23 protein-coding genes are annotated in these 25,607 nt (G+C 35.8%); 9 read left to right on the top strand and 14 right to left on the bottom strand.

Annotated features, from left to right (window positions below; translation table 11 throughout):
* Position 1: 1 nt before the first annotated feature.
* From KDE13_RS04490 to efp, 3 genes are read left to right on the top strand one after another with little or no spacing between them, the layout of a single operon-like run.
* A complete protein-coding gene (locus KDE13_RS04490) occupies positions 2-487 on the top strand; it encodes a hypothetical protein (RefSeq protein ID WP_212140813.1) in 486 nt (161 codons plus the stop codon).
* Positions 484-2,061, top strand: coding sequence for a phosphoglycerate dehydrogenase (gene serA, locus KDE13_RS04495; RefSeq protein WP_212140814.1), 1,578 nt, complete (start codon positions 484-486; stop codon positions 2,059-2,061). The genes KDE13_RS04490 and serA overlap by 4 nt, the downstream gene beginning before the upstream one ends.
* Positions 2,062-2,079: 18 nt before the next feature.
* Positions 2,080-2,646 carry an elongation factor P gene (efp, locus tag KDE13_RS04500; protein WP_212140815.1) on the top strand — a complete coding sequence of 189 codons (567 nt, stop codon included), beginning with the start codon at positions 2,080-2,082 and terminating at the stop codon, positions 2,644-2,646.
* 461 nt (positions 2,647-3,107) lie between these two features.
* On the opposite strand, the gene KDE13_RS09655 is transcribed toward efp, so the two are convergent.
* Positions 3,108-3,365, bottom strand: coding sequence for a SelT/SelW/SelH family (seleno)protein (locus KDE13_RS09655; RefSeq protein ID WP_267873704.1), 258 nt, complete (start codon positions 3,363-3,365; stop codon positions 3,108-3,110).
* A gap of 91 nt (positions 3,366-3,456) precedes the next feature.
* Here KDE13_RS09655 and KDE13_RS04510 point away from each other — a divergent pair, with 91 nt between their 5' ends.
* The 4 genes from KDE13_RS04510 to KDE13_RS04525 all read left to right on the top strand — a co-directional run bounded on the left by KDE13_RS04510 (position 3,457) and on the right by KDE13_RS04525 (position 8,810).
* A complete protein-coding gene (locus KDE13_RS04510; RefSeq protein WP_212142957.1) occupies positions 3,457-4,014 on the top strand; it encodes a DJ-1 family glyoxalase III in 558 nt (185 codons plus the stop codon).
* A 221-nt stretch (positions 4,015-4,235) separates the two neighbouring features.
* A complete protein-coding gene (locus KDE13_RS04515) occupies positions 4,236-4,481 on the top strand; it encodes an RNA recognition motif domain-containing protein (RefSeq protein WP_212142958.1) in 246 nt (81 codons plus the stop codon).
* Positions 4,482-4,597: 116 nt separating this feature from the next.
* Positions 4,598-8,191, top strand: a complete 3,594-nt coding sequence (gene dnaE / locus KDE13_RS04520; RefSeq protein WP_212142959.1) for a DNA polymerase III subunit alpha — start codon at positions 4,598-4,600, stop codon at positions 8,189-8,191.
* Positions 8,192-8,645: 454 nt separating this feature from the next.
* Entirely contained in the window at positions 8,646-8,810 is a 165-nt protein-coding gene (locus KDE13_RS04525; protein WP_212142960.1) for a hypothetical protein, read from the top strand.
* 386 nt (positions 8,811-9,196) lie between these two features.
* Here KDE13_RS04525 and KDE13_RS04530 read toward each other — a convergent pair whose 3' ends face one another.
* From KDE13_RS04530 to KDE13_RS04540, 3 genes are read right to left on the bottom strand one after another with little or no spacing between them, the layout of a single operon-like run.
* Positions 9,197-9,874 carry a cysteine hydrolase family protein gene (locus KDE13_RS04530; RefSeq protein ID WP_212141338.1) on the bottom strand — a complete coding sequence of 226 codons (678 nt, stop codon included), beginning with the start codon at positions 9,872-9,874 and terminating at the stop codon, positions 9,197-9,199.
* Positions 9,871-10,869, bottom strand: coding sequence for a sensor histidine kinase (locus KDE13_RS04535; RefSeq protein WP_212142961.1), 999 nt, complete (start codon positions 10,867-10,869; stop codon positions 9,871-9,873). The genes KDE13_RS04530 and KDE13_RS04535 overlap by 4 nt, the downstream gene beginning before the upstream one ends.
* Entirely contained in the window at positions 10,862-11,761 is a 900-nt protein-coding gene (locus KDE13_RS04540) for a DUF234 domain-containing protein (RefSeq protein ID WP_229203930.1), read from the bottom strand. Before KDE13_RS04540 ends, KDE13_RS04535 begins: the two co-directional genes overlap by 8 nt.
* 51 nt (positions 11,762-11,812) lie before the next feature.
* Here KDE13_RS04540 and KDE13_RS04545 point away from each other — a divergent pair, with 51 nt between their 5' ends.
* Entirely contained in the window at positions 11,813-13,144 is a 1,332-nt protein-coding gene (locus tag KDE13_RS04545) for an aminotransferase class V-fold PLP-dependent enzyme (protein ID WP_212142962.1), read from the top strand.
* 414 nt (positions 13,145-13,558) lie between these two features.
* Here the strand turns inward: KDE13_RS04545 and thiE are convergent, their stop codons facing one another.
* From thiE to KDE13_RS04575, 6 genes are read right to left on the bottom strand one after another with little or no spacing between them, the layout of a single operon-like run.
* Positions 13,559-14,155: a thiamine phosphate synthase gene (thiE, locus tag KDE13_RS04550; RefSeq protein ID WP_212142963.1), complete on the bottom strand. Its 597-nt coding sequence runs from the start codon at positions 14,153-14,155 to the stop codon at positions 13,559-13,561.
* Positions 14,152-14,886: a hydroxymethylpyrimidine/phosphomethylpyrimidine kinase gene (locus tag KDE13_RS04555; protein WP_212142964.1), complete on the bottom strand. Its 735-nt coding sequence runs from the start codon at positions 14,884-14,886 to the stop codon at positions 14,152-14,154. Before KDE13_RS04555 ends, thiE begins: the two co-directional genes overlap by 4 nt.
* Positions 14,887-14,895: 9 nt before the next feature.
* Positions 14,896-15,660 carry a transporter substrate-binding domain-containing protein gene (locus tag KDE13_RS04560; protein WP_212141334.1) on the bottom strand — a complete coding sequence of 255 codons (765 nt, stop codon included), beginning with the start codon at positions 15,658-15,660 and terminating at the stop codon, positions 14,896-14,898.
* A 21-nt stretch (positions 15,661-15,681) separates the two neighbouring features.
* Entirely contained in the window at positions 15,682-16,443 is a 762-nt protein-coding gene (locus tag KDE13_RS04565) for a transporter substrate-binding domain-containing protein (RefSeq protein WP_212142965.1), read from the bottom strand.
* A 25-nt stretch (positions 16,444-16,468) separates the two neighbouring features.
* Complete coding sequence (locus tag KDE13_RS04570; protein ID WP_212142966.1) at positions 16,469-17,197, bottom strand: amino acid ABC transporter ATP-binding protein; 729 nt, start codon at positions 17,195-17,197, stop codon at positions 16,469-16,471.
* Positions 17,190-17,900, bottom strand: a complete 711-nt coding sequence (locus KDE13_RS04575) for an amino acid ABC transporter permease (protein WP_212142967.1) — start codon at positions 17,898-17,900, stop codon at positions 17,190-17,192. The genes KDE13_RS04570 and KDE13_RS04575 overlap by 8 nt, the downstream gene beginning before the upstream one ends.
* Positions 17,901-18,059: 159 nt before the next feature.
* Here KDE13_RS04575 and putP point away from each other — a divergent pair, with 159 nt between their 5' ends.
* A complete protein-coding gene (gene putP / locus KDE13_RS04580) occupies positions 18,060-19,547 on the top strand; it encodes a sodium/proline symporter PutP (protein WP_212142968.1) in 1,488 nt (495 codons plus the stop codon).
* 399 nt (positions 19,548-19,946) lie between these two features.
* On the opposite strand, the gene mnmC is transcribed toward putP, so the two are convergent.
* Genes mnmC through tyrS form a run of 4 tightly spaced genes read right to left on the bottom strand, consistent with a single transcriptional unit; the run spans position 19,947 to position 25,597 of the window.
* Positions 19,947-21,854 carry a bifunctional tRNA (5-methylaminomethyl-2-thiouridine)(34)-methyltransferase MnmC2/FAD-dependent 5-carboxymethylaminomethyl-2-thiouridine(34) oxidoreductase MnmC1 gene (gene mnmC / locus KDE13_RS04585; RefSeq protein WP_212142969.1) on the bottom strand — a complete coding sequence of 636 codons (1,908 nt, stop codon included), beginning with the start codon at positions 21,852-21,854 and terminating at the stop codon, positions 19,947-19,949.
* A complete protein-coding gene (locus KDE13_RS04590; protein ID WP_212143054.1) occupies positions 21,851-23,308 on the bottom strand; it encodes an N-acetylmuramoyl-L-alanine amidase family protein in 1,458 nt (485 codons plus the stop codon). Before KDE13_RS04590 ends, mnmC begins: the two co-directional genes overlap by 4 nt.
* Complete coding sequence (locus KDE13_RS04595) at positions 23,301-24,392, bottom strand: nitronate monooxygenase (protein ID WP_212142970.1); 1,092 nt, start codon at positions 24,390-24,392, stop codon at positions 23,301-23,303. Before KDE13_RS04595 ends, KDE13_RS04590 begins: the two co-directional genes overlap by 8 nt.
* A complete protein-coding gene (tyrS, locus tag KDE13_RS04600; protein ID WP_212142971.1) occupies positions 24,392-25,597 on the bottom strand; it encodes a tyrosine--tRNA ligase in 1,206 nt (401 codons plus the stop codon). Before tyrS ends, KDE13_RS04595 begins: the two co-directional genes overlap by 1 nt.
* Between the last annotated feature and the right edge of the window lie 10 nt (positions 25,598-25,607).

The raw sequence follows: 25,607 nt of genomic DNA on the forward strand, positions 1-25,607 counted from the left end.
AATGGGTAGACACACTCTTTTAGTAATAGTTGTGATATTGTTTTTTGCACTTGGGGTTTGTGGCGTATTTTTATATAGATACGCCAACTCAAATTTAGTGCAAATTTATAGCACAACAGAATCAAGAGAGCAAAATACTACTCAAACAAAGATAGACAAACAAGGTGGTTGGATAAGTGATCTAGCAAGTATAGGTAAAAAAGATTATACATTTGCTACAAATGAAATTTTTATCGAATATAATAAACATAAAAAAGAGATACCGATAATAACAGCATTTGAGTTGATAATCGATAAAAATGATATATACTCCGTGTTTTGTCTTATGCAGACATTAAGAAATAGCCAAGTTGATTTTTCAGTTATAAAAGATAGCACTAAAAGTCAAATTTTTTTAAACACCCAAGATTCTGAGCTACTTCAGCGTATTATTTTACAGCTAAGAACTTATGACATTCACTCAAGTGTAAGAGAGGTCAAAATATGAAAAATATTATTGTGTGTGATGCGATACATCCAGTTGGTTTTGAGTTGCTTAAAAAAGAGCAAGATATAAATGTTATCGATGCGGTTAAGGTACCAAAAGATGAGCTTTTACAAATTTTAGGAGATGCGGATGTGGCGATCACTAGAAGCTCAACAGAGATAAATGAAGCATTTTTAAATGCCGGTAAGAAGCTAAAAGCTATCGTTCGTGCTGGTGTTGGTGTGGATAATGTGGATATCGACGGCTGTTCTCGCCGTGGGATAATCGCTATGAATGTCCCTACTGCAAACACGATAGCTGCCGTCGAGCTTACAATGGCACATATGCTTGCAGCTGCTAGATCGCTTGAATACGCTCATAATGACTTAAAAATAGATAGAATTTGGAAACGCGAAAAGTGGTATGGTGTCGAGCTTTTTAATAAAACTTTGGGTATTATTGGCTTTGGAAATATCGGTTCTCGTGTTGCGGCTAGAGCTAAAGCATTTGGTATGAAGATTGTTGCTTATGATCCATACATAGATTCAGCCAAGGTTGTCGATATGGGCGGAGTCTATACTAAAAATTTTGATGATATTTTAGCATGTGATTTTATCACGATTCATACGCCAAAGACAAAAGAGACCATTGGTATGATCGGCGAAGCCGAAATAGCAAAGATGAAAGATGGCGTAAGACTCATTAACTGTGCTCGTGGGGGTTTGTATGATGAGAAGGCATTAGAAAATGGGCTAAAAAGCGGTAAGATAGCCTTTGCAGGTATTGATGTTTTCACAAAAGAACCAGCTACGGATCATCCGTTACTTGATCTTAATAATGTCAGTGTTACACCACACCTTGGTGCAAATACACTTGAATCTCAGCGAAATATCGCAATTGAAGCAGTAGAACAAGCCATCAGTGCAGCACGTGGCATAAGCTATCCAAATGCACTAAATTTACCGATAAAAACGGAAGATCTGCCGCCATTTGTTGAACCATATATTGAGCTTATAAGCAAGATGGCATTTTTGGCAACTCAGATCAATAAAAAAGCGATAAAAGCGATACGTGTAGAGACCGAAGGAAAGATAGGGGAGTATGCAAACTCTATGCTTACTTTTGCACTTGTGAGTGTATTAAAAGAGAGTTTGGGTGATGCGATAAATTATGTAAATGCTAAATTTTTATGCGATGAAAAAGGTATTATAAACGAAGCTATTGTTGTTCCACAATCAGGCTATAATAATAAAATTTCAGTTAAGATTACAACAGATAGTGATGCAACAACGATAAGCGGAACAGTATTTGGAGAGACTGAGCAACGAATTGTTGGTATAAATGGATTTAAAACTGATTTTAAGCCAAAAGGAAAGATGATAATCTTTAAGAACAACGATGTTCCAGGTGTTATCGCACAGATTAGTGCGATACTAGCAGACGAGAAGATAAATATCGCTGACTTTAGGCTTGGACGCGACGATCATGGAATGGCACTTGCTGTTATACTCGTCGATGAACATATTAGCAGTGATATACTAACAAAGCTTAATGCACTTGATACTTGCATTTGGGCTCAATACGCAGTTATTTAAAATTTAAAAGGAGAATAGATGGCAACATATTCAATGGGTGATTTAAAAAAAGGGCTTAAGATCGAACTAGAGGGTATTCCGTATAAGATAGTAGAGTATCAGCATGTAAAGCCAGGCAAGGGTGCAGCATTTGTTCGTGCAAGGATAAAGTCATTTGTAGATGGCAAAGTGTTAGAGAAGACTTTTCACGCGGGCGATAAGTGCGAGCAACCAAATTTGGAAGAGAAAGAGATGCAGTATCTTTACGATGATGGTGAGTTTTGCCAATTTATGGATACAACGACTTATGAGCAAGTAGCGATCTCTGATGAAGATGTTGGCGATGTAAAAAAGTGGATGATAGATGGTATGATGGTAGATATTTTATTTCACAATGGCAATGCTATCGGCGTTGAAGTCCCGCAAGTCGTTGAGCTAAAAATAGTAGAAACTCCACCAAATTTCAAGGGTGACACACAAGGTGGTAAAAAACCAGCTACTCTTGAGAGCGGTGCAGTAGTGCAGATACCATTTCATGTGCTTGAAGGCGAAGTCATCCGTGTTGATACAGTTCGTGGCGAGTATATAGAACGAGCAAATAAATAAATTTATAAAATTTGGCGGTTTGATACGAATACCGCCTCTTTTAAAAAGTTAGAAATTATCATAAATTACTAGATAATATCGCTGTTAAAAGGTCATAGCCTTAACAAAAGTCGTTAAAATTTACAAATTTAATGATATTTTGCGTGTTAACCACTAAGACACTAAAAGGGTATGAGTGGTTATTTAAAAATCCGTTTATATTATGTAGCAAGTATTGCATATAAGATTGAGCGTAATAACTATTTGAGCTTATTAATAATTTAAAATAAATTAAATTAAGGTGTAGAAAATATATATAACATATATGAGTTTATATAATTTTTATTAAAATATGATATCTTTTTAAAGGCAGTAGGAGTGATAAATTTAATAAAATTTACTTAAAACACAGTGATTATAATTGTTTAGATATAAGTGTATAGATGAGTTAAAAAATTGGGGCTAAAATATAGCCCCAAATATTAGGCGATTTTTTGCTCTAAACGCTTATTTATTAGCCTAGTTATCTCTTCGCCGTGCGGAAATCTCGATTCTTCGTTTCCTATACGGTCAACTTTAGAAAATATAACATCACCATCAACATCGACGATAAAATTTCCACCACTACCCAAAACCAAATCAACTCTAGCATCGTCGAAGTTTTTTCTTATCTCATCTTCTACACGAGAAGCTACTGGACGATAGTTTCAAGAGTTGCAGTAAGTGATTTTTACTTGCATTCTCTATCCTTTCTGTAAAAATATTATAAAATATAGCATATTTAAATAAATAAATGTATAATATCAAAAACAAAGGAGATATGATAAAAAGATGAAAAAAGTAGCAGTTATGTTTGCCAATGGTTTTGAGGAGATTGAAGCGATTACCATAGTGGATGTATTACGTCGTGCTGACATAGACGTCTTTATAGTTGGACTTGATAGGGAGATAGTCGTAGGAGTTCACGGTATTAGCGTAAAGGTTGATATGCTATTAAATCAGCTAAACACTGATGAGTTTGATATGATAGTACTTCCTGGTGGATTGCCTGGAGCTACAAATTTAGCTCAAAGTAAGGAGCTTTGTGAAGTTTTAAGACGTTTTGATAATGATGGTAAACTGATCGGGGCAATATGTGCTGCTCCTATGGCACTTGGCGTAGCTGGTGTTTTGAAGGATAGTTTTACGTGTTATCCTGGATTTGAGATGAATGTCAGGGCAGACAAGACCGGTTTTGTGGGTGATAAAAATGTAGTCAGCGATCAAAATATCATTACCTCAGCAGGTCCTGCTACATCTATGATCTTTGCTCTTGAAATAGTTAAAGAGCTTTGTGGTATTGGCACTTATGAGAATTTAAAGAACGAATTACTTTATAATAGATTATAAAAAATTTATAATTTTATTTTATAATTTTTTATATTTAAAATTTAACTCATCTTAAGTTAGCAAAAAGACTAAAAATATCCCATTTTATGCTATTTTGTAGCATTTAAGCAAAAAAGATATAATTTTTATAGAAATTTTAAAAAATTATATCTTTTTGTTTAAAATTTAGCTATCATTAGTATAACCGAGTAATTCGGAAATTTTTTTAAGGAAATGTTCCTGTGAATATCTATGTAGGAAATTTGTCATATCGTATGACAGAGGCAGAGTTAAAGGAGGCTTTTGCGCAGTTTGGCGAAGTAAAGCGTATTAAAATTGTAAAAGATCACGAGACAAACCGCTCAAAAGGTTTTGGATTTGTAGAGATGGACAATGATGCTGAGGCTAAAAAGGCTATTGAAGCGTTAAATGATAAAGACGTTGGCGGACGTGCATTAAGGGTAAATGAAGCTCGTCCAAGAGACTAAAACTTATATTGCCGTCAGCTTTGACGGCAATCAAATTTAAACAATATCAAAGAAAATCAAAAGAACTCTAAAAGTTAAAATTTGCTATTATTTTGCTAATAAAACAAGGAAGCAAAATGAGTCATTTTACACATCTACATTTACATACAGAATACTCTTTACTAGATGGAGCAAATAAGATCAAAGAGCTTGCAAAAACGCTAAAATCAAGAGGTGTTAAAAGTGTTGCCATAACCGATCATGGCAATATGTTTGGAGCGATTGACTTTTACACTACGATGAAAAAGGAGGGCATAAAGCCACTTATCGGTATCGAAGCTTACATCCACAATCAAGACGAACTAAGTGATAAAAGCACTAAGCAGAGATTTCACTTAATACTTATAGCCAAAAATGAGATCGGCTATAAAAATTTAATGTATCTTAGCTCTATGAGCTACATTGATGGATTTTATTATTATCCACGCATAAATAAGAAAATATTAAAAGAGCATAGCGAAGGATTAGTTTGCTCAGCTGCATGTTTGCAGGGTGAGGTAAGTTGGCATCTAAATTTAAGCGATAGAAATGTTAAATTTGGAGCAAAAGGGTATGAACGTGCAAAAGAGGTTGCATTAGAATACAAAGAGATTTTTGGTGATGACTTTTACCTTGAGATAATGCGGCACGGTATCGGCGATCAACGCCGGATAGACGATGATATACTGCGTATCGCCAAAGAGACTGGGATAAAATTTATAGCAACAAATGATACACACTATACTTTCAAAGAACGAGCCGACGCACATGAGGTGTTTATGTGTATCGCTATGAATAAAATGCTTGATGATCCAAATCGCCTTCGCCACAGTGTCCATGAGTTTTTTGTTAAAACTGAAGAGGAGATGAAAGAGCTTTTCTTGGATATACCTGAAGCGATAGAAAATACTCAAGAGATTGTAGAAAAATGCAATCTTGAGCTAAAACTAGGCAATCCAACACCGCCAAATTTTAAATTTACACTTGAATATGCTGCAGAAAGAGGCATAGAGCTACCTGAGCCAAATGAGCGGTATAGCTTTAAAAATGACGTAGTATTTTTTGAATATGAGTGTAAAAAAGGGCTAGAAGAGCGACTTAAATTTATCCCAAGTGACCGTCACGATGAGTATAAAAAACGTCTTGAACGTGAGATAGAGATAATTGATAAGATGAATTTTCCAGGCTATATGATGATAGTTTGGGACTTTATAAACGAGGCTAAAAGTCGCGGTGTGCCAGTGGGTCCTGGACGTGGCTCGGCGGCTGGATCACTAGTGGCTTACTCATTAAAAATAACTGATCTTGATCCTATACCATATAACTTACTTTTTGAGCGTTTTTTAAATCCTGAGCGTGTGAGTATGCCTGATATTGACGTGGATTTTTGTCAAAGTAGACGTGGTGAGATCATTGATTATGTTACGCAAAAATATGGTAAATTTAATGTCGCTGGTGTTATAACTTTTGGTAAGCTTCTTGCAAAAGGAGTTATCCGCGATGTTGCAAGAGTTTGTGAGATGCCTTATGCTGAAGCCGATGCTATGGCAAAGCTTATACCTGATGAGCTAGGTATTACTTTGGCTGATGCTTATGAAAAAGAGCCAAAGATTAAGGAGCTTATTGAGGCAAATTCAAATGCAAATAGAATTTGGAAATTCGCACTTGATCTTGAAGGTCTTAATCGCAACGCTGGTCAGCACGCAGCTGGAGTAGTGATCTCAAACGAAGAGCTGTGGAACAAAACTCCACTTTTTCGTCAGCCAAATAGCCCAGAAGATCACTACGTAACGCAGTATAGCCTTAAATATCTTGAAGATGTGGATCTGATTAAATTTGACTTTTTGGGACTTAAGACATTAACTGTTATCGATAACGCTATAAAGCTCATTAAGCGTCGCACAGGAAATGATATCATTTGGGAACAGATCGATAAAAATGATGCACCGATTTATAGTATGATCCAAAGCGGACAAGCCATAGGCATATTTCAGATAGAGGGTGAGGGTATGCGAAAGCTTGGTGCTAGCCTTAGACCTGACTGCTTCGAAGATATAGTTGCGATGTTGGCCCTTTATCGTCCAGGACCGATGGAGAGCGGTATGCTTGATGATTTTGTTAAGCGTAAGCACGGTGAGGCTACGATAACATATGCGTTTAAGGAGCTTGAACCGATACTTTCGCCAACTTATGGCGTCATTGTCTATCAAGAGCAAGTTATGCAGATCGTGCAAGTTATTGGTGGTTTTAGCCTTGGTGGGGCGGATTTGGTGCGTCGTGCGATGGGTAAAAAAGATCCAGAATTGCTTAAACAACAGAAGGATTTATTTGTTGCAGGGGCGAAAAAAGAGGGCTTTGATGAGAAAAAATCAGGTGATCTTTTTGATCTTATCTTAAAATTTGCAGGATATGGATTTAACAAATCTCACTCCGCTGCATATGCGTATGTAACATTTCAAACGGCGTATCTTAAGGCATATTATCCCGCTGAGTTTATGGCTGCATTACTGACTAGCGAAGAGAATAATGTTGATAAAATAGTGCGATATATTGATGAGTGTAAACGGCTAAATATCGGCGTTTTGCCACCGTCTATAAATTTATCGATGTCTGAGTTTAGTGTTGTTGATAATAACGGAAAAGATGGCATTATATTTGGGCTTGGGGCGATTAAAAGTGTTGGTAGTGCAGCGATAGAAAATATTATATATGAGCGTGAGAAGAATGGTAAATTTAAAAGCTTAGATGACTTTGTTTCGCGTATAGATGCCTTTAAGACAAATAAAAAGGTTATAGAAAGCCTTATAAAATCAGGTAGTTTTGATGAGTTTGGTTTTACACGTAAAATGCTTTTAAATAATATTGAAAATATCATAGAAGCTTGTAAAAATGCAGGGCAAATTCGTAAAAATGCTGCTGAGAGTTTATTTGGCGAAGATGAGAGTATGAACGATGTAAAGGTAAATCTCATCGTCACAACAGATGAGCTTGACATCAAACAGATGCTAAAATTTGAGCAAGAAAGTGCTGGAATTTATCTTTCCGGACACCCGCTAGATGATTATCGCAAAAAGATAGATGCTATCAAATACACGCTAAGCTCAGAGTTTGAGACGCTTCCAGAGAGTGCGGAGATACTTGTGGTAGGTAAGATTGAGGATTTTAGCACACGGATAACTAAAAGCGGTAAAAAGATGGGAACGATAAATGTACTTGATTTTCATGGTAATATCGAGATCGCAGTATTTGAAAGAGAGCTTGTGCGTATAGAAGAAATTTGGACGGACGTAAATAATAAAGATTTGCCATATGGATTTAAGATAAATATCACACGCGATGATCAGTTTGTAAGAACAAGGCTTAATGATATATTAAGCTTGGAAGAAGCAATGGATATAAATTTTAAAACCAAAGCGATCAAGCAACGTGGCGGATACGCAAAGCAGGGCAACGAAAATATACAAAAACCACGAGAATACGACACATTAGAACTTATGCTAAACTTGAGTGAACTAAGCCGAGATAAGATAATCGCTCTTTATAATCTAGCGTATGATGAAAGTAATGAGCAAAACTCAAAACGCCTTATTATAAAAATAAAAAATGAAAAAACAGCGGAAGTTATTGTGTATAAAACTGAATTTATAGTAAATGAGAGTATAGAAGAAAAGGCACTGCGACTTGTATCGTGAGTGTCATTGATTATGTTTTTAAGACAATGCGTAACCTAAGCTACAATCTAAAGTATTGTGATCTTTTAAGAAATCATGGCTAAATTTATAAATTTGCAGGTTAAGCAATGGTAATATGTTAACATATTGTTATAATGTCTTTAAATTTAAATGAAAATATCTTAATCATATCAGGTTATACTGATATCTAAAACCAGTTAAATAATAAAACTATCATAAATAAGTCTTGCCCCACTTTGTTAATAGCTGAGATTTTTTACGTTGATAGGCTTTATGATGATTATGAAATAGACACCAAGATCGAGCAATAGGCTTATAAAAGCTAATGTTATAGTACTCATATTCCCATTTTTTATATTTTGTATCATCAAAGTTACAAAAATATTTTGAAGATATTTTATAAACGACTTTTATCATGTCGGTATTGGATATAGGCTAAAAGGCAAAAAGTCGGTTGTCTCTCGGCGGAGCCCAGAGTGGTATGGTAGATGAGCCTTTGACTTTGCTTAAACAGCTTACAAGTATAGTTGGTTTAAATCGGTCGGATCAGTTTATAGTAGCGGTATCTTACTCTATGCGAAGCGATAGCGGAAAAGTCACTCAAATGCGTGATAAATAAACCGCTCACGCCGTTAAACTAATAAATTTAATAAAAAGTTTATAAGAGTAAAAATACATCTGATAAATATAACTTTAAAGTCCGAGGAAATTCTAGCTGATAGTACTGATGAGATGTTTGTAGTTTAAAGAAATTTGGGCGAGTAAATTGTGCTTTTAAGACCTTTGGCGTTAAATAGTGACAAATTTTAATATAAAAGTGTATTCAGTTATTTAGTAAAGCTTGTCTAAAACTTAATGATTCAGGTAATGACACCTTATCTATTTATGTGGTATTTTTAGATTATAAAAGCAAAGCTAAAAGTGGTAGACGTATCTTAAGGGGTAATAAAGTTAAATTCTTTAAAGATATCAATAGACTTAAGCCTTTTAATAGATAAATTTGTATTAATGTAAATTTCTGACTATAGTGACATCGGCGACAAATTGTAAGTGATTTAAAAAGACAAGATGATAAAAATCCGCGTCGTGAGATAATGCATCATATGTTTGTACGAGTTTGGCAGGGACGATGACGTTGCGTTTTATGTTGTGCTCGTTTGCACTTAGCTTTAAGTGCGATGCTAAATGATAGACGCATATATCGGTGCAGTTGCCAAATACAACAAAAGTATCGATTTGTGGGTTAAGCTCTAAAAATTTATTAAACTCAACGCAGTAGGCTGAATCTATGGAATTTTTATAAAAAATTTTTATCTCATCAAAAAACTCAAGTTTTTTTAGTTCATCTATCGTTTCGGCTTCGTTTGTGCCACCTATGCAGTGCGGTGCAAAGACGTCAAATTCTGCTGAGTTTTTACTATGGCGATCTTGAATTAATATAAAATTTCTCAACCCTCTTTTGTATGCTTTAGCAAAGATATGTGCGACTTTATTGCCGATAGCACCTACTCTTGGGCTTGATAGCATCCCCTCTTTGCAAAAGCCATTTATTAGATCTACACTCACAAACGCAACATTTCTGGCGTCATTGCTTAAAAGGTCATCCAGACTCATATCGCTTAATGTTTCGCTCCAATCTTGCAACGTTTTTAAGAATTCATAAGATTTGGGTGTTAATTTCATCTGCTTTCCTCTATAATAGGTAAATTTATACAAAATGTCTTTGGGTTTAACAAGACCTCTATGCTACCATTATGTGCAGCAATGATCTGCAAACACAAGCTTAGTCCTAAGCCATTGCCTTTGAGTTTGCTTGTTTTAAATGGTTCAAATACGATATTTTTATCAGTGATACTCACGCCACTGTCATAGATGTAAAATTTATGCTCATCTTCGCTTTGTTCATACCATAAATTTATTTCACCGCTGTCATTATCACTCTCTTCTATTGCGTCTATCGCGTTAAAGAGTAAATTTTGAAAGACCATAGATAAAAGATTTTTATCAGCTTTATATATTTTACTCACAAAGTTTAGATTTATGTTTATTTCTTTTGAATATGCGTAGTATTTTATTGCATCTTCGCATTCGTTTTTAAGCTCTAAAAAGTCAAATTCTTGTGGATTTATCTGCACCCCTTTTGTAAAAAGTAGTGTAGCTTTTATGATACGCTCAACTCGCCAGATCGCCTTTTGTATCTCATTTACGATAGGTATATTTCTCTCTTCCGTACGTTTTAGAAGTGTCTCGGCTAAAAGCGTGATCGAACCTATGGGGTTTCGTATTTCATGAGCTAAATGGGCTGCTACTTGCCCCATCGACGCTAAGCGTTCGGTGCGTTTTTGCTCTGTTATATCGATACAAGAGACGATCTTTTTGTCATCTTTTTGAGTGATTTTGACTAGATATATTAGTCCATTAAGCTCGATCTCTTGAACGTTTAAGTTCAAATTTATTTTAGTAAAGATATCAGTATTTTGCAAGGCTTCTGAATTTTGTAAAAATAGACTTCCGTCATTGTTTAACACCCAAAGAGCTGTTGGCATAGACTCGACAACTTCTTTTATTATGCGTTGGAGATTTTCGTATGATGAGTGGAGATTTTTATACTCTTGTTCGATGAGATAGGTTTGCTCTATTAGATTTTTAAGTCCATCTTGTATGTTTTGATTATCCATTTAATAACCTTTCAAATTCACTTAGCCCATAAAGTCTAATGCGATCGTCTTTTAAATTTTTAAGCTCATTGCTAAAGCCGCTTTTTGAAAAAATCGCGATAATATCAGGCTTTATGCCAAGTTTATCGCATTTATAAAGCATTAGATTAAGCACATTTTTACATACTTTTCGCTCTTTATACTTTGCTTCGCCTATAATGATTTTGTCTTTAAATTTAAATAATATATCGACCTCAAGCCCTCTTTGCCAAAAGCTCGTAAATAAAATTTTATCAATCCCAAACTCTTTTGCTATCAGTTCGCCACTTAAAATTTCAAAGCCTAAACTAGCGTATTCATCAAATTCGCTTTTTATGATTTGCATAAGTTTTTTGTTATCGCCAGATTTTAAAAGTGACAAATTTGGCTCGATAAATTTAAACCAAAACCTTGAAAAATGGCTGTTAAAATGCACTTTGTCATCTTTTTTGTATCTGCGTTCGACCTTTTTTAGCTGTTGATGTTTCTTTTTTATAGGCTGTGTTTCACGACTCTTTTCAATAAGTAAAAAATCCTTGCTAAAAAGCTCAGCATAGACTTTTTTAGCTAATGTTTGTGGTAAGACTTTGTGTATACTAAGGCGTTTTCTATCGCCATTTGCAAGTTTTATAAGAGCCTTTTTGACTGCCTTGTCTGTGTCGTTAGCAAAATAAAATCGCGGCATAAGGGATTTAAAGTTAGCTAAAATTTCACACTCTATCGCTTCAAATACGTCATAATACGCACCTTCAAATTTTAAGTCATCAAAAACAAGGTGAAATTTGATAAGTTCATCGATATTTAGGTGCTTCATACGCTCATAAGTTGCGTTTAGTGGTTTGATTTTATCTCCTTTTAGTCTTGATTGTAACATAAAATTTATGAAAAATAGCTATAATATTGGTTAAATTTAAAGGGCATTTTTGTGATAGATTTAGAACATATTAGAAGAAAAATCATCTTAAAAGAGGGTATACACTATTTTGACTTTACAGCCTCAGGTCTTGCGTATAAAGATATAGAGGAGCAAGTTAGGCAGATTCTATTAACTTATGCAAATACACACTCAGATAGCTCAAGTAGTGCGATAAAAACACAAAATTTATATGAAAATGCACGTGCTGAGTTAAAGCAGCGACTTGAGCTTGATGAGCGGTTTTATCTGCTACCTTGCGGATACGGCTCAAGTAGTGCGATAAAAAAATTCCAAGAACTTTTAGGCATTTATGTCCCACCACAAACTCGCAAACGCTACAATATAAAGCCAACAAATGTTCCGCTAGTCATCATAGGGCCTTACGAACATCATTCAAATGAGGTTAGTTTTCGCGAGGGTCTGTGCGATGTTATGCGTGTGAGACTTGATGAGAGCGGTGGCATAGATTTTACAAATTTAGAACAAATTTTAAAGCTAAATGCTAAACGTGAGATCATTGCTAGTTTTAGTGTCGCTTCAAATGTAACAGGCGTGATAAGCGATTATCGTAAGATTTACACGATGGTAAAGGCTTATGGCGGCATCCTCGCTCTTGATGCGGCAAGTTGCAGTGCGTATTCTAACGTTGATTGTGATTATTTTGATGCATTATTTTTATCACCACATAAACTTTTAGGTGGCGTTGGCAGTTGTGGACTTTTGGCTATACGTAAGAGTCTAGTGCAGGGTGATGAACCGACATTTGCTGCTGGTGGGACGGTAGGCTATGTAAGCCGAACAACACATGTGTTTGTAAATGACATAGAGCAGCTAGAACAGGGTGGCACACCTCCTATAACACAGCTCATACGTGCAGCTCTTGCGTATCGTCTGCGTGATGAGATAGGCATAGTGCAAATATGCGAAAATGAGCGAGAACTTGGAGATTATTTTGAGCGAAGACTTGGTGAGATCGGCGAAGTGGTGAATTATTGCCCATCAAACTTAAAGCGTTTGCCGATATTTTCATTTAATATTAAAGATATATCGCCATATGATTTTGCTGCACTTTTAAGTAATGACTATGGCATACAGACGCGTGCAGGATGTGCCTGTGCTGGCCCATACGGACATGAACTGTTAGGATTAAAAGACAATGTGCCACTAAAAACCAAACCTGGCTGGGTGCGTGTAAGTCTGCACTATACGCACACGATGAAAGATATTGACTTTTTGATATATGCTATAAAACAGAGCATAGATAAATATAGGAATTTATGGGCGGAAGAGAAGTCATTTTATGCGATGATGGGAGAGAGTAAAGACAGTAATTGCATTTAAGCTGACTTTGCTTTTATGGTTTGTTTTACTATATTATTCTGTTATTTTTTTGGTTTAACTTAAGCTAGTAACTCCTTTGCTAAAAACTGTTGTATCTAGCAAAAAATACTTAGTCTTATTTTTTTATATTAAAATTTAGTAAATTATTTTAATAAACATTCTAGTTTTTATAAAGCAAAGTTATTGTCACTGATTTTTAGCGAAATGATAGCAAACACAAAAAGCGTATTATATCTTATTGTGTGAATAAAATTTAAAAGTGTCGTTAAGAAAGCATACAAAAGATATAGCTTAGATATAGCTTTAATCTAATCTGCCTTTGTTCTTTAATAAATAAAGAAAGCACAAATAAAAAATTTCATAATGAGTAAAGTGAAGTGAGTATCTTAAATTTGAAAAATACAAATTTTAAATTCACATAGCCTTTTGCAGGTTCTTTATATTTTGTGTGATTGAGTATGGTTTATATATCGCACTAACTATTGCTATATAATCAACAAATGGTGAGACTTCAGTGATATTTGACGCGTCTATACCACCTATGGCACAGATAGGTATATCTAAAATTTCTTTGGCTTGTTTTAAAATTTGAGTACCTATACAAGGTGCATTTGGCTTCGTCGAACTTGTAAAAATAGCTCCAAACGCCACATAGCTAGCTCCAAGATTTTGAGCTGTTATTGCTAAATTTATATCGCCATAACAGCTTACACCGATAAAAGCATCATCGCCTAAAATTCTTTTAGCTTTTGCGATACTTGCGTCATCTTTACCTAAATGAACGCATTTTGCACCAATATTTGCAGCAAAATCCACATCATCATTGACAATAAATTTAGCTTCAAACTCATCACAAAGGCTTAAAAGCTCACGAGCGATTTGCATATTCTTTGTTTTTTTGCATCGGTATTGATATAGCTTAATACCGCTTTTTAAAATTTCACGAGCATTAGCGATGATAGTATTTTCTGGACTAAGAATATCATCGCTAAGTGCGTAAATTTGGCTCAAATTTGAACTTTATGATTTAGTAGAGTTTTGCCAAATTTGTTAGTTAAGCCACTTTTTATAGCATTATAGACATAGTTTTTGGCATTAGCTATGGCGACTTCTAGACTTTGTCCTTTCGCTAAGCCACAAGCTATAGCGGTTGAAAAGGTGCAACCAGCTCCGTGCATAATAAGAGGGTTAGCAAGTGATGTAGAAAAATTGATCTGCTCACCACTTTTTTTATGTAGAGTATCTACACATTTTCCATCTACAATATGCTTTTTAACTATCATATCGCAAGGCAACAAGCTAAAGTCATCATTAAAAAGTGCTTTTGCTTCGTATCTATTTGGCGTGGCTACAGTTGCAAATTTTAAAAGCTCTTTAAGTGCTTCTATAGCGTCATCTTTGATGAGTTTTACATTTGATTTACTGATGCAAACTGGATCTATGACAATAGGGACATTAAATTTAGGTAGCCATTCGCCCACAACTCGCATAATTTCTGTATCAAATAGCATACCGACCTTAATGGCATCAATGTCTAGTTCCTCTGTTATACCACGTAGTTGACTATCTACAAATTTCGCATTTAACCCTGATATATCGTAAGTTACTTGTGTATTTTCGCATACAAAAACAGTCATCGCAGTAGCTGAGTAACACCCATACGCCTCACACGTCTTTATATCTGCCTGAGCTCCGGCACCGCCGATACTATCAGAGCCTGCTATTATTAAGATATTTTTCAAATTTATCACCTATTTTAAGTCATATTTTGCTAGTAAAGCATCAAATGTGCCATCTTTTTTTAGCTCATCAAGTGCTTTATTTATCTTTGTGATAAGCTCAGTATGTTTACCTTTGTCAAATGCGATAGAAAAGCCATTTGAGCCATCAGGTAGTTTTAAAAACTCTTCTAAATCATCATTTTGTTTTAAGTAACCATAACCGATTGAGCTATCTATCAGCACGACATCTATCTTACCTGATTTAAGTGCTAAAATAGAGCTAACCGGAGCGTCGGCAGGAACCACTTTGTCAGTTATCTTTTGTGCTGCCATCTCTTGGACTGTGCCTAGTTGAACACCGATTTTCTTGTCTTTTAAATTTTCTTCGCTTACATCACTACCTTTTTTACGGATAAATAAATTTTCAGTGTTATAGTATGGCTTTGTAAAATCAATTGACATCGCTCTTTCTGGTGTTTCACTCATTGCACTTGCGATTGCGTCTATCTTGCCAGTTTTTATCGCTGGTATTAGCCCATCAAAGCTGATATTTTGTACTTGAAATTTAACACCGATTTTCTTGCCTATCTCAGCGACTAAATCCACGTCAAAGCCTGTGATTTGGTTCTTATCGTCTATGAATTCAAATGGCTGATAATCAGCACTTGTTCCTAATTTTATAACCTGCTCTTTTGCCACTACATTTTCTACCTTGTTTTGTTCTTGTTTTGTATTTTCGCTAGAGCAACCTACAAACGCTAAAGTCATTATTAAAAACGTAATGATTTTTTTCATAATTTCGCCCCCTTTTTAAATTTATTTTAACTCGTATTTGACTAGGATTTTATCTATTGAACCATCTTTTTTCATATCTTTTAGTGTTTTATTTATCTTTGCGATAAGTTCTGTATGCTTACCTTTATCAAATGCCATAGATAGCCCCTCACTACCATCAAGCTCCTTGTGAAAGCTCTCTATGTCAGGGTTTTGCTTGATATAGCTTAGTCCAGTTGAAGCATCTGTTATGACTATATCTACTTTTCCAGCTTTTAGTGCTAGTATTGCCGCTGGCATCGCATCTGATGGCATTATTTTAGCGTCTTTTACAGCCTTTGCAACTAGCTCTTGGATAGTACCTTGTTGAAATCCTATGCGTTTGCCCTCAATGTTATCCATAGTTATATCAGCACCTTTTTGTCTTAAGTAGATATTTTCACCGATAAAATATGTATTTGTAAAATCAACTGAGCCTCTACGCTCAGCAGTCGCACTCATAGAGCTTAATATAGCGTCTATCTTGCCTGATTTTAAAGCTGGAATAAGTCCGTCAAAGCTTATGTTGTTTAGCTCATATTTTAAATTTATACGTTTTGCAACTTCAGCTATCATGTCTACGTCAAATCCAGTTGGCTTGTTTGAGCTATCAAGATAATCAAACGGCGGATAGTCCATACTCATACCTATCCTTAATATCTTTTCGCCTATGTTTGTCTCAGTTTTTGTACTCTCTTTTTCTGTGTCGCTAACACAACCTATAAATAGCAGAGCTGTTGCAATAAAACTTAAAATTTTTTTCATTTTTATCCTTGTTTTAAATTTATAATTAATGGTTTAAAATTTTGCCTAAAAATTCTTTTAAGCGTGGATTTTGCGGATTTTCAAAGATATTTTTAGGTGTATCATCAACTGAAATTTTGCCGCCTTCCATAAAAAATATGCGATTTGCTACATTTTTAGCAAAGCCCATCTCGTGAGTAACTACAAGCATAGTTAGCCTATCGTGTGCTACATCACGCATTATGTCAAGAACTTCGCCTATCATCTCCGGGTCAAGTGCTGATGTCGGTTCGTCAAAGAGTATCACATCAGGATTCATCGCTAATGACCTAGCTATGGCGATACGTTGCTTTTGTCCGCCTGAGAGCTTGTGCGGATAGACATCTTTTTTGTCACTTAGTCCGACACGTTTTAGTAACTCAAGTGCCTTTTCTTCAGCTTGTTCTTGCGTAGCTAAGCCAGTTTTTATCGGTGCTAGGGTTAAGTTTTGTAAAACACTTTTATTTGCAAAAAGATTAAAATGCTGAAAAACCATACTAATTTTCTGGCGAATTTTATTTATATTTGCTTTTTTGCTTAATATATCTTCGCCGTTAATAAGTATGCGTCCGCTACTTGGCTCTTCTAAGCGGTTTATACAACGTAAAAATGTGCTTTTACCACCACCGCTTGGGCCTATTATAGCTATTACTTCACCGCTTTTTATATCAACGCTAATGTCTTTTAAAACTTGCAGATTGCCGTAGTTTTTGCTTAAATTTTCTATCTTAATCATTTTTATTTAGCCTTTGCTCTAGTTTTTTGGCTAAAAGCGAGAAAAACTTAACACTCACGTAATAGACAATACCTGTAAAAATGACTGGCTTTGGGTTGTAAAATACTGCTTGTAAGCTCTTGCTTTGCATTGTGATATCTATGACACTTATATATCCAACGACTGATGTCTCTTTAAATAGTGATATAAATTCATTTGCCAAAGCGGGGAGTATGTTTTTAGTTGCTTGTGGAAAGATTATCTCACGCATAGAGACCATATAGTTTAGCCCCATTGCACGAGCTGCTTCCATCTGACCGCGATCTACGCTATTTATACCGCTACGCATAATCTCGGCGACATAGGCTGAACTGTTTAGTCCAAGGGCTATCATCGCCACGTAAAAGTTATCGCTCCAAGTTGCAAAAATGACGACTGAAAATATTAGAAGTTGTAAGATTATAGGTGTGCCACGTAAGATGTCAATGTATTCATCAATAAAAAAATTTATAATTTTGTTGTTTAAAAAGCGAACAAATGTAAGAATGCAGCCAAGCGTTATACCGATAACTATACCGCCAAATGTTAGCCCAAGTGTAACTCCGTAGCTCTTTAAATATGCCATAAGCTGGACATTATTTAGCTCACTTGGATAGGTGTAGTAAACTCCGACAGTTACGATAAATATAAAAAATAAAATTTTAAAAAATTTCTCGTTAAACAACACAAGACCTTTTAAATTTGAATAAGTCAATAATGATACGAAAAATTTGATATTATTTCGCTTAAACGTAACGAAATTTAAGCGAAAAATAAAATTTTGATTAGCATTTAAAGAAAAATTTACTACAATAAAATTTTTAATTAAAAATAAAGGACGCTCGTGGGTATTGGTGCTTATATCGCTATCGCAATATATTTTGGTCTTTTACTATTTATCGGTCGCTACTCTTATAATAAAAATGCAAATATGAATGAGTACTTGTTAGATAACCGCTCACTAGGACCTGTCGTGACGGCACTGAGTGCTGGGGCTAGTGATATGAGTGGTTGGATGTTGCTTGGAGTGCCAGGTGCTTTGTATGCTACTGGTATCGCAAATACTTGGATGATTTTGGGGCTGATTGTAGGTGCGTATTGTAATTACTTATTTTTAGCAAAGAGGCTTCGTGTCTATACGGAGGTCGCAAGTGATAGTATAACGATACCTGATTTTTTAGAAAATCGTTTTAAAGACCGTACTAAAATCTTACGTATAGTCTCAGGGCTTGTTATACTCGTATTTTTTACGATTTATGTAGCAAGTGGCATAATTGCAGGCGGTAAAAGTTTTGAGAGCTTTTTTGGATTACCATTTGTTTATGGGGCATTATTTACACTGATGATAGTTGTTTTTTACACATTTTTTGGGGGATTTCGTGCGGTTTGTATAACAGATGCGTTTCAAGGCACGCTTATGTTTATAGTGCTTGTAGCAATCCCAACAGTAGCGTATTTTAGCCTTGATCTACCAAGTGATACAAATTTAATAAAAGAGATAATAAAACTAAAACCTCAGCACTTTGACTTATTTGCAGGACAGAGTTTTTGGGGAATTTTAGGACTTATGGCATGGGGATTTGGCTACTTTGGTCAACCACATATTATAGTTAGATTTATGGCGATACGTAGCTCAAAAGAACTCGCACAGGCTCGTCGTATAGGCATCGGCTGGATGGCGATAGGGCTACTTGGTGCTGTTATAAGTGGACTTGTAGGGCTTGTATATTTTTCCACTTGCGGTGGTCTGAGTGATCCTGAGACGGTGTTTTTAAAGCTTGGAGAGACACTATTTCCTTCATTTTTCTTAGGCATCATCATCTCAGCTGTTTTAGCTGCCATTATGAGTACTGTTTCAAGTCAACTGCTTGTGAGTGCAAGCTCGGTTACAAAGGATTTTATCCTAGCATTTTATAAAAAAGATCTATCTGCTAGTATGCAAGTTGCCATCGGTAGATACGCTGTTGTCGTTGTTGCTATTATTGCTACATTTTTGGCATTTGTATCAAATGATAACGTTTTAAACGTTGTAGGACACGCTTGGGCTGGGTTTGGTGCGAGTTTTGGACCGGTGTTGCTTTTTAGCCTTTATTGGAAGCGTATGAGTGCACTTGGAGCGTTAGCTGGTATGATATTTGGTGGTGCAACGGTGTTATTTTGGATAAGTTCAGGATTACATAAAGAGGTGTATGAAATACTACCAGGTATCATCGTATCAAGTATAGCTATCGTGGTTGTGAGTATCTGGGGCGATGCTATAAATAAGATGACGGCAGAGCCACATGAGCAGATAATAAAAGATGAATTTGATAAAATGAAAACTAGGCTTTAGCTGTTTGTTCTGCGAGTGCTTTTATTGTGTTAAGCACTCTTTGATAAATGATTTAAAAATTTAAAATTATCTAACAATACTTCACCTTTATTGCGTTCAGATTTTGAATCTTTGATTTTTAAATTTAACGTTTTGCTTTTAGTAGTTGCAGTTTTGTAGTATTGTAAACAAAAAGAACAAATGGTAAAAATTTTTAATTCTTATCTCCTATTTTCAATGAAAAAACTTAGATAAATTAAAATTTTTTATAAGTAAATTGATGGATACGCAAGTATCTTATTGGATGAGTAAAAATTCAAAAATCTTTGTAGGATGAAATAAAAATTTAGGGCATATAAAAGGTTGCATTTATAGCTTAAACACTTATGTGATAGCGTTTTTCGTAAAATAAAATTGTTGCTAAATTTGACCTCGTTTTAACTGACGCACTAAAAACCTAGCCGAGTGAAGCTCGTCAAATAGCGACTTTTCTATGCATAGTGGTCGTTTTAATATAAGATCGCTTATCAGTTCTGCTCCAAGTATTGCTGTGCTTAGTCCACGTGAGCCGTGAGCAATATTTACAAAAACATTTGGCTCATAAATGGCTAAGGCGTTGTCATTTTTGTGCTTATTCCAAAATAAATTTTTATAAATTTGTCTATATGCCGTTTCATCGTGCAACGCTCCGATGATAGGGAAGCGGTCGCTACTATAACTGCGGTAACCCACTTTTGCCCCCATAATTTGTGGCTTTTCTCCTTGTAAAAATTCACTAACTGAGCTTAAATTTTCATTATTGTCTGCATCTCGTGGCTCATCATAATACTCATTTCTAGCGTATGTAGCACCGATGATTTGTGTGCCATTTATGGCTGGACAGATGTAGCCTTTTGCACTTAATGGTGTGTCGTTATTTAAGAGTGGTTTTATGTGAGTTACTTGCCCACGCACTGAGCTGATTGGCAAATTTTTAAATATTTTTATACTCTCGCTACCTGTGGCAAATATCAAAATATCGGTCTTTATACTTTTTTGAGCTTTAAATTTAACGCTTATTTGACCATTTTTAAGGTGATGATGGCTTTTGTATTGGTGATTTAGCAAGATATTAAAATTTCTTGCTAGGGATTTGCAGAGTTTATGTGGTTGCACGGTTGCCCCATTTTTGATAAACATTGCAGGATATGGCTTTGCATTTGCGTCAAATTTAAGCACTTCGTTTGCTTGTATTTGTAGCCAGTGAGCGTAGCGTTTATATAGATGCTCATCATAGGCATACTCAACACAACCGTTAAATTTAATAAGATTTTGTCTAGAATTTTGTTTATAAAATCTAACTGCTTGCAAAAACGCATTTATATGCATACGCCCAAGTGCAACACTAGGCTGTGTAATGAGAGGCATAAGTGCCCCACAAACGTTACCCGAACCATTTTGTGCAACGCCATCTCTTGCTTCTGCGATGATGACATGAAAGCCATTTTGTATAAAATTAAAAGCAGTTGCAAGCCCAGCTATACCAGCCCCAATTATAAGTGCGGTTGGCTTTTTGACTTTGTAGTTATTTTGTAAAAATGCTGATAAATTTTTATTTGTAAAAAGATTTTGAGTAATTCCATTTGTGCTAAAATATGGGCGTGAAATTTGTATATTTTTTTCACGCAAGATAGCGTGGCTCATATGACGCTTTTTGCCGTATCCCTCTCGTAACTCTAGCTCAAAGCCAAACTGAGTAAATCTATCACGAACTACTCTAGCACAAGAATATGTCCGCACGACACCGCCTAGTCGCGTGAGTCGTGCGATATGTGTAAAAACTTTTTGGCTCCACATATCTGCATTTTTACTCGGTGCAAAGCCATCCATAAACCACACATCCGCTTCAAAATCAAGCTCGGTTATCATCTCGTTTATCTCACCAAAGCAGAGATCAAGTGTGATATTTGGGCTAAATTTAATGCGGTGTAAGCCACTGATGAGCGGTGGATAGAGTTTTATTAAATGAGCGTTTAAAGCCTTAAAAACATCTAAGTGTTTATAAATTTTAGCCAAGTCATCTGTGTTTATCGGATTTGCTTCAATGCTTACAAAGTGTAGTTTTTTATGGCTGTTTTTAAATTTATTTGCGAGTGTAAGAAAATTTAGCCCAGCACCAAACCCTGCTTCAGCTACGATAAAGCTATCCTTGTCGCCCCAGATCTCATCAATTGCTGTAGCAAAGACATACTCGCTCTCACTCCAAGGTTTATCTGTGTTAAAATAAATATCGTCAAATTTCTCACTAAAGGCTATCTTGCCCTTAAAACTCACTTTGGCACTTTTCATCTATTTTTTACAAAATATGTATCTACACCGTTAGCGATACCTGTTGCTAAAGCTTTTTGATATGCATCATCGTAGAGCATTTTTCCTTCAGTTGGATGTGTGATATAGCCGATTTCTACTAAAACCGCAGGCATAAGGGCACCTACAAGCACCCAAAATGGTGCCTCTCTGACACCTCCATCACTTGCGTTATAAACTTTTCTAGCACCTGTTAAAATTTCTCTTTGTATATCGATACCTAGCTTATTTGAAGCGATTATCTTTTCGCGATTTAGTACGTTTAAAAATGTCTGTTGCGAGAAATAATTCATCTCTTCAATATCTGATTTATTCTCCAAAGCAGCAGCATTTTTGCTTCGTTCGCTTCGTGCAGGTGATAGGAAAAATGTCTCTATGCCATGCATACTCTTTGCTTTTGTCGCATTTGGAGCAGCGTTTGCGTGGATAGAGACGAAAAGATCGGCATTTTTATCATTTGCAAATTTTGTGCGTGAGCGTAAGTTTATAAAAGTGTCATTTGTGCGTGTGTAATGCACTTTGTATCCGCGTGATTTGAGTATTTCGCCAAGTTTTTTGCCTACATTTAATACAGCGATTTTCTCTTTTAATTTGCCATTTACTGCACCCGGGTCGCTTCCACCATGTCCAGGATCTATGACTACAGTTTTTGAGTTTTTTGTATGTGTAGGCGGTTTGATAGTGGTATTTTTAGTGATTTGCGTCTGTTTTTTAAGTGTATCGTTTTGTGCGTTTTTATCTTTTATGTTTTTATTGAGGGTTTTTACTGTCTCTTTTGATATGAAATTTTCCACTCCGATCTTTAGTTTATTATCCACAACATCGGCACTTATCGTCTTTTGTTCTTTGTCGCTAAAAACTATTCGTATAGTGCTTTTATCAAATTGGGCTATGCGGATCTCATCTACTATAAAATTTTTATATGTTAGGCTTTTGCCGTTTAATATACCATTTATATTTATGATATTTCTAAAATTTTCTTTTGTATTTAGTGATGAGATATTAAGCCAGTTTGAGTTTAGATTTTTATTAAATTTAAGCACCAGCTCGTTATCGCCTTTTGTTGCACTGAGTAGATAAAGTGGCTTTTTATCATTGTTTGTATCTGTCTGTTTTGTAATATTTCTCGTGTTTTTATCTTTTGTATTATTTGTAGAGTTTGCTTTGCTTAGTTTTGCTAGGTCTGCTTCGTAGCCACTCGCATCTAAATTTAGCTCATGTGAGCTTTTTATCAGTCTTTCAAGACTTTGCTTTTGTAAATTTTTATTATTTTTGATTATCGCATTGACATAAATTTGTTTTATATCGTTGTGAAAATTTTTCTTTATAGCCTTTGAAGCAGTAGCAAAATTCTTATCGAAATTTGCAAATACTTTGTCATTTGCACCACATACAACACCAAAAGCAAGTAAAAATATAAATAAAAATTTAGTTATTTTCACCATTTATCAACTTTGCGAATAGCTCTTTTACGCTGATTATCTCTTTTAACTTATATCCGTTTGCTCCGGTGAAAAATAGTCCAGTCTCTTTACGTCCGCTAAAAGCGTCAAACAATCTATCAGCTATGCAGTATCCCACTTCTTTTGCCTCTTTGCCACGTTGGCATGGGCTGACGCAGTTGCTTATACATTGGATCTTTGGTCCAAGTCTTTTTTGTACCAAATTTATTAAATTTGTGCGTATGCCACGAGCTGGGTAGCCCACTGGACTTTTTATAAGCTCAATATCTTCTTCTTTTGCATTTAATATAACCTCTTTAAAGCCTATATCAGCATCACATTCGTGAGTACCGATGAAGCGAGTACCCATCTGAACACCATCTGCTCCCAGAGCCATAACTTTATCAATATCATTTTTGTCCCAAATCCCGCCAGCTGCGATAAGTGGGAAATCTCCCCACTCTTTTATCTCATCTTTGACTGGTTTTATTAAATTTTCTAGCTGATATTTAGGATCTAAACACTGCTCATAGGTAAAACCTTGATGTCCTCCGCTAAGCGGTCCTTCTAGTACCACAGCATCTGGTAGCTTGTTATAGCGTTGCGTCCAACGTTTGCAGATGATTTTTAAAGCTTTTGCACTTGAGACGATAGGTACAAGGGCGACGTGTTTGAAATTTTGTGTAAATTCAGGCAGATTTGTAGGTAGTCCTGCACCGGATACTATGATATTAATCCCTGCTTCGCAAGCATCTTTAACAACCCTCGCATAGTCATTTGCTGCATACATTATGTTTGCACCAAGTGGGCTATCGCTACAAATCTTACGTGCATTTGCTACGATTGCTTTTAATCCATTTGCTGAGTAAAAATTTTCACTACCAAATGGTTTTGCATTTAGTTCTTTGTCGATATGTGCACGGTTTTCATAATAACCTGTGCCAACGGAGCTAATTATCCCTAGACCGCCCTCAAGGCTGACGCTACCGGCGAGTTTGTCCCAGCTTATTCCAAGTCCCATGCCACCTTGAAATATCGGATATTTCAGCTCATATTGGCCTATTTTTATCGGTTTCATTACTCTACCTTTAGTTTTGCAAATTTTCTCTTGCCAACCTGCAAGACATATTCGCCTTTTTCAAGCTTTAATTGCTCGTCATTTATCTTTACCTGATCCACACTCACGGCGTTTGCTACTATATCACGACGTGCTTGCGAGTTTGTCGGAGTAAGTTTGCAATACGTTAAGGCTTCCACGATCCAAGCAGGAGCGTTCATCGTATATTCATCAAGTTTGGTTGGAATTTGATTTTGTGAGTGTATACTGTTAAACTCATCTTTTGCTGCAGCCGCTGCACTCTCTCCGTGGTAACGTGCAGTTAGCTCAGTGGCTAGATCCTCTTTTGCTTTTTTAGGATGATAGCTACCGCTTTGTACCATATTTTTTAAATTTAAAATTTCATCAACGCTTTTTACACTTAGTAGCTCATACCAACGCCACATAAGCTCATCTGATATGCTTAGAGTTTTAGCAAACATATCATTTGCACTATCGGTTACGCCAATGTAGTTGCCTAGGCTCTTGCTCATCTTGTTAACGCCATCAAGTCCTTCAAGTAGTGGCATCATAATGACAGCTTGTTCTTTGCCTACATTGTAAATTCTCTGTAAAGTTCGCCCCATTAGTAGATTAAATTTCTGATCTGTGCCACCCATTTCTATATCACAATTCATCGCAACGCTGTCATAACCTTGAATAAGCGGATACAAAAACTCGCTTATTGATATGGGGCTGCCTGCTTTTAGACGCTTCTCAAAGTCATCTCGTTCAAGCATACGAGCGACTGGAAATGTACTAGTTAGCTCCACCATGCCGGCAGCTCCTAGTTCATTGCACCACTTGGAGTTAAACATTATAATCGTCTTTGCTGGATCTAAAATTTTAAAAACTTGCTCTTCGTAGGTTTTGGCATTTTTAGCCACCGTTTTTGCATCAAGTTTTTTGCGAGTTGCTGATTTACCGCTTGGGTCACCTATCTGTCCTGTAAAATCCCCTATCAAAAATTGCACAATCGCTCCGTGCTTTTGAAGTAATGCCATCTTTGTTAGCACGACAGAGTGTCCTAAGTGAAGATCTGGTGCAGTCGGATCAAATCCAGCTTTAACGTAGAAATTTTCGCCGTTTTCATAGTAATTTTTAACTAAATTTATTATGCGTTCTTCGTCTATGATCTCAGCAACGCCTCTTTTTATCTCCTGAATTATTTTGCTTATTTCACTCATTGTTTTCCCT

It is taken from the genome of Campylobacter anatolicus, assembly GCF_018145655.1.
GTDB classification, from domain to species: Bacteria; Campylobacterota; Campylobacteria; order Campylobacterales; family Campylobacteraceae; genus Campylobacter_A; species Campylobacter_A anatolicus.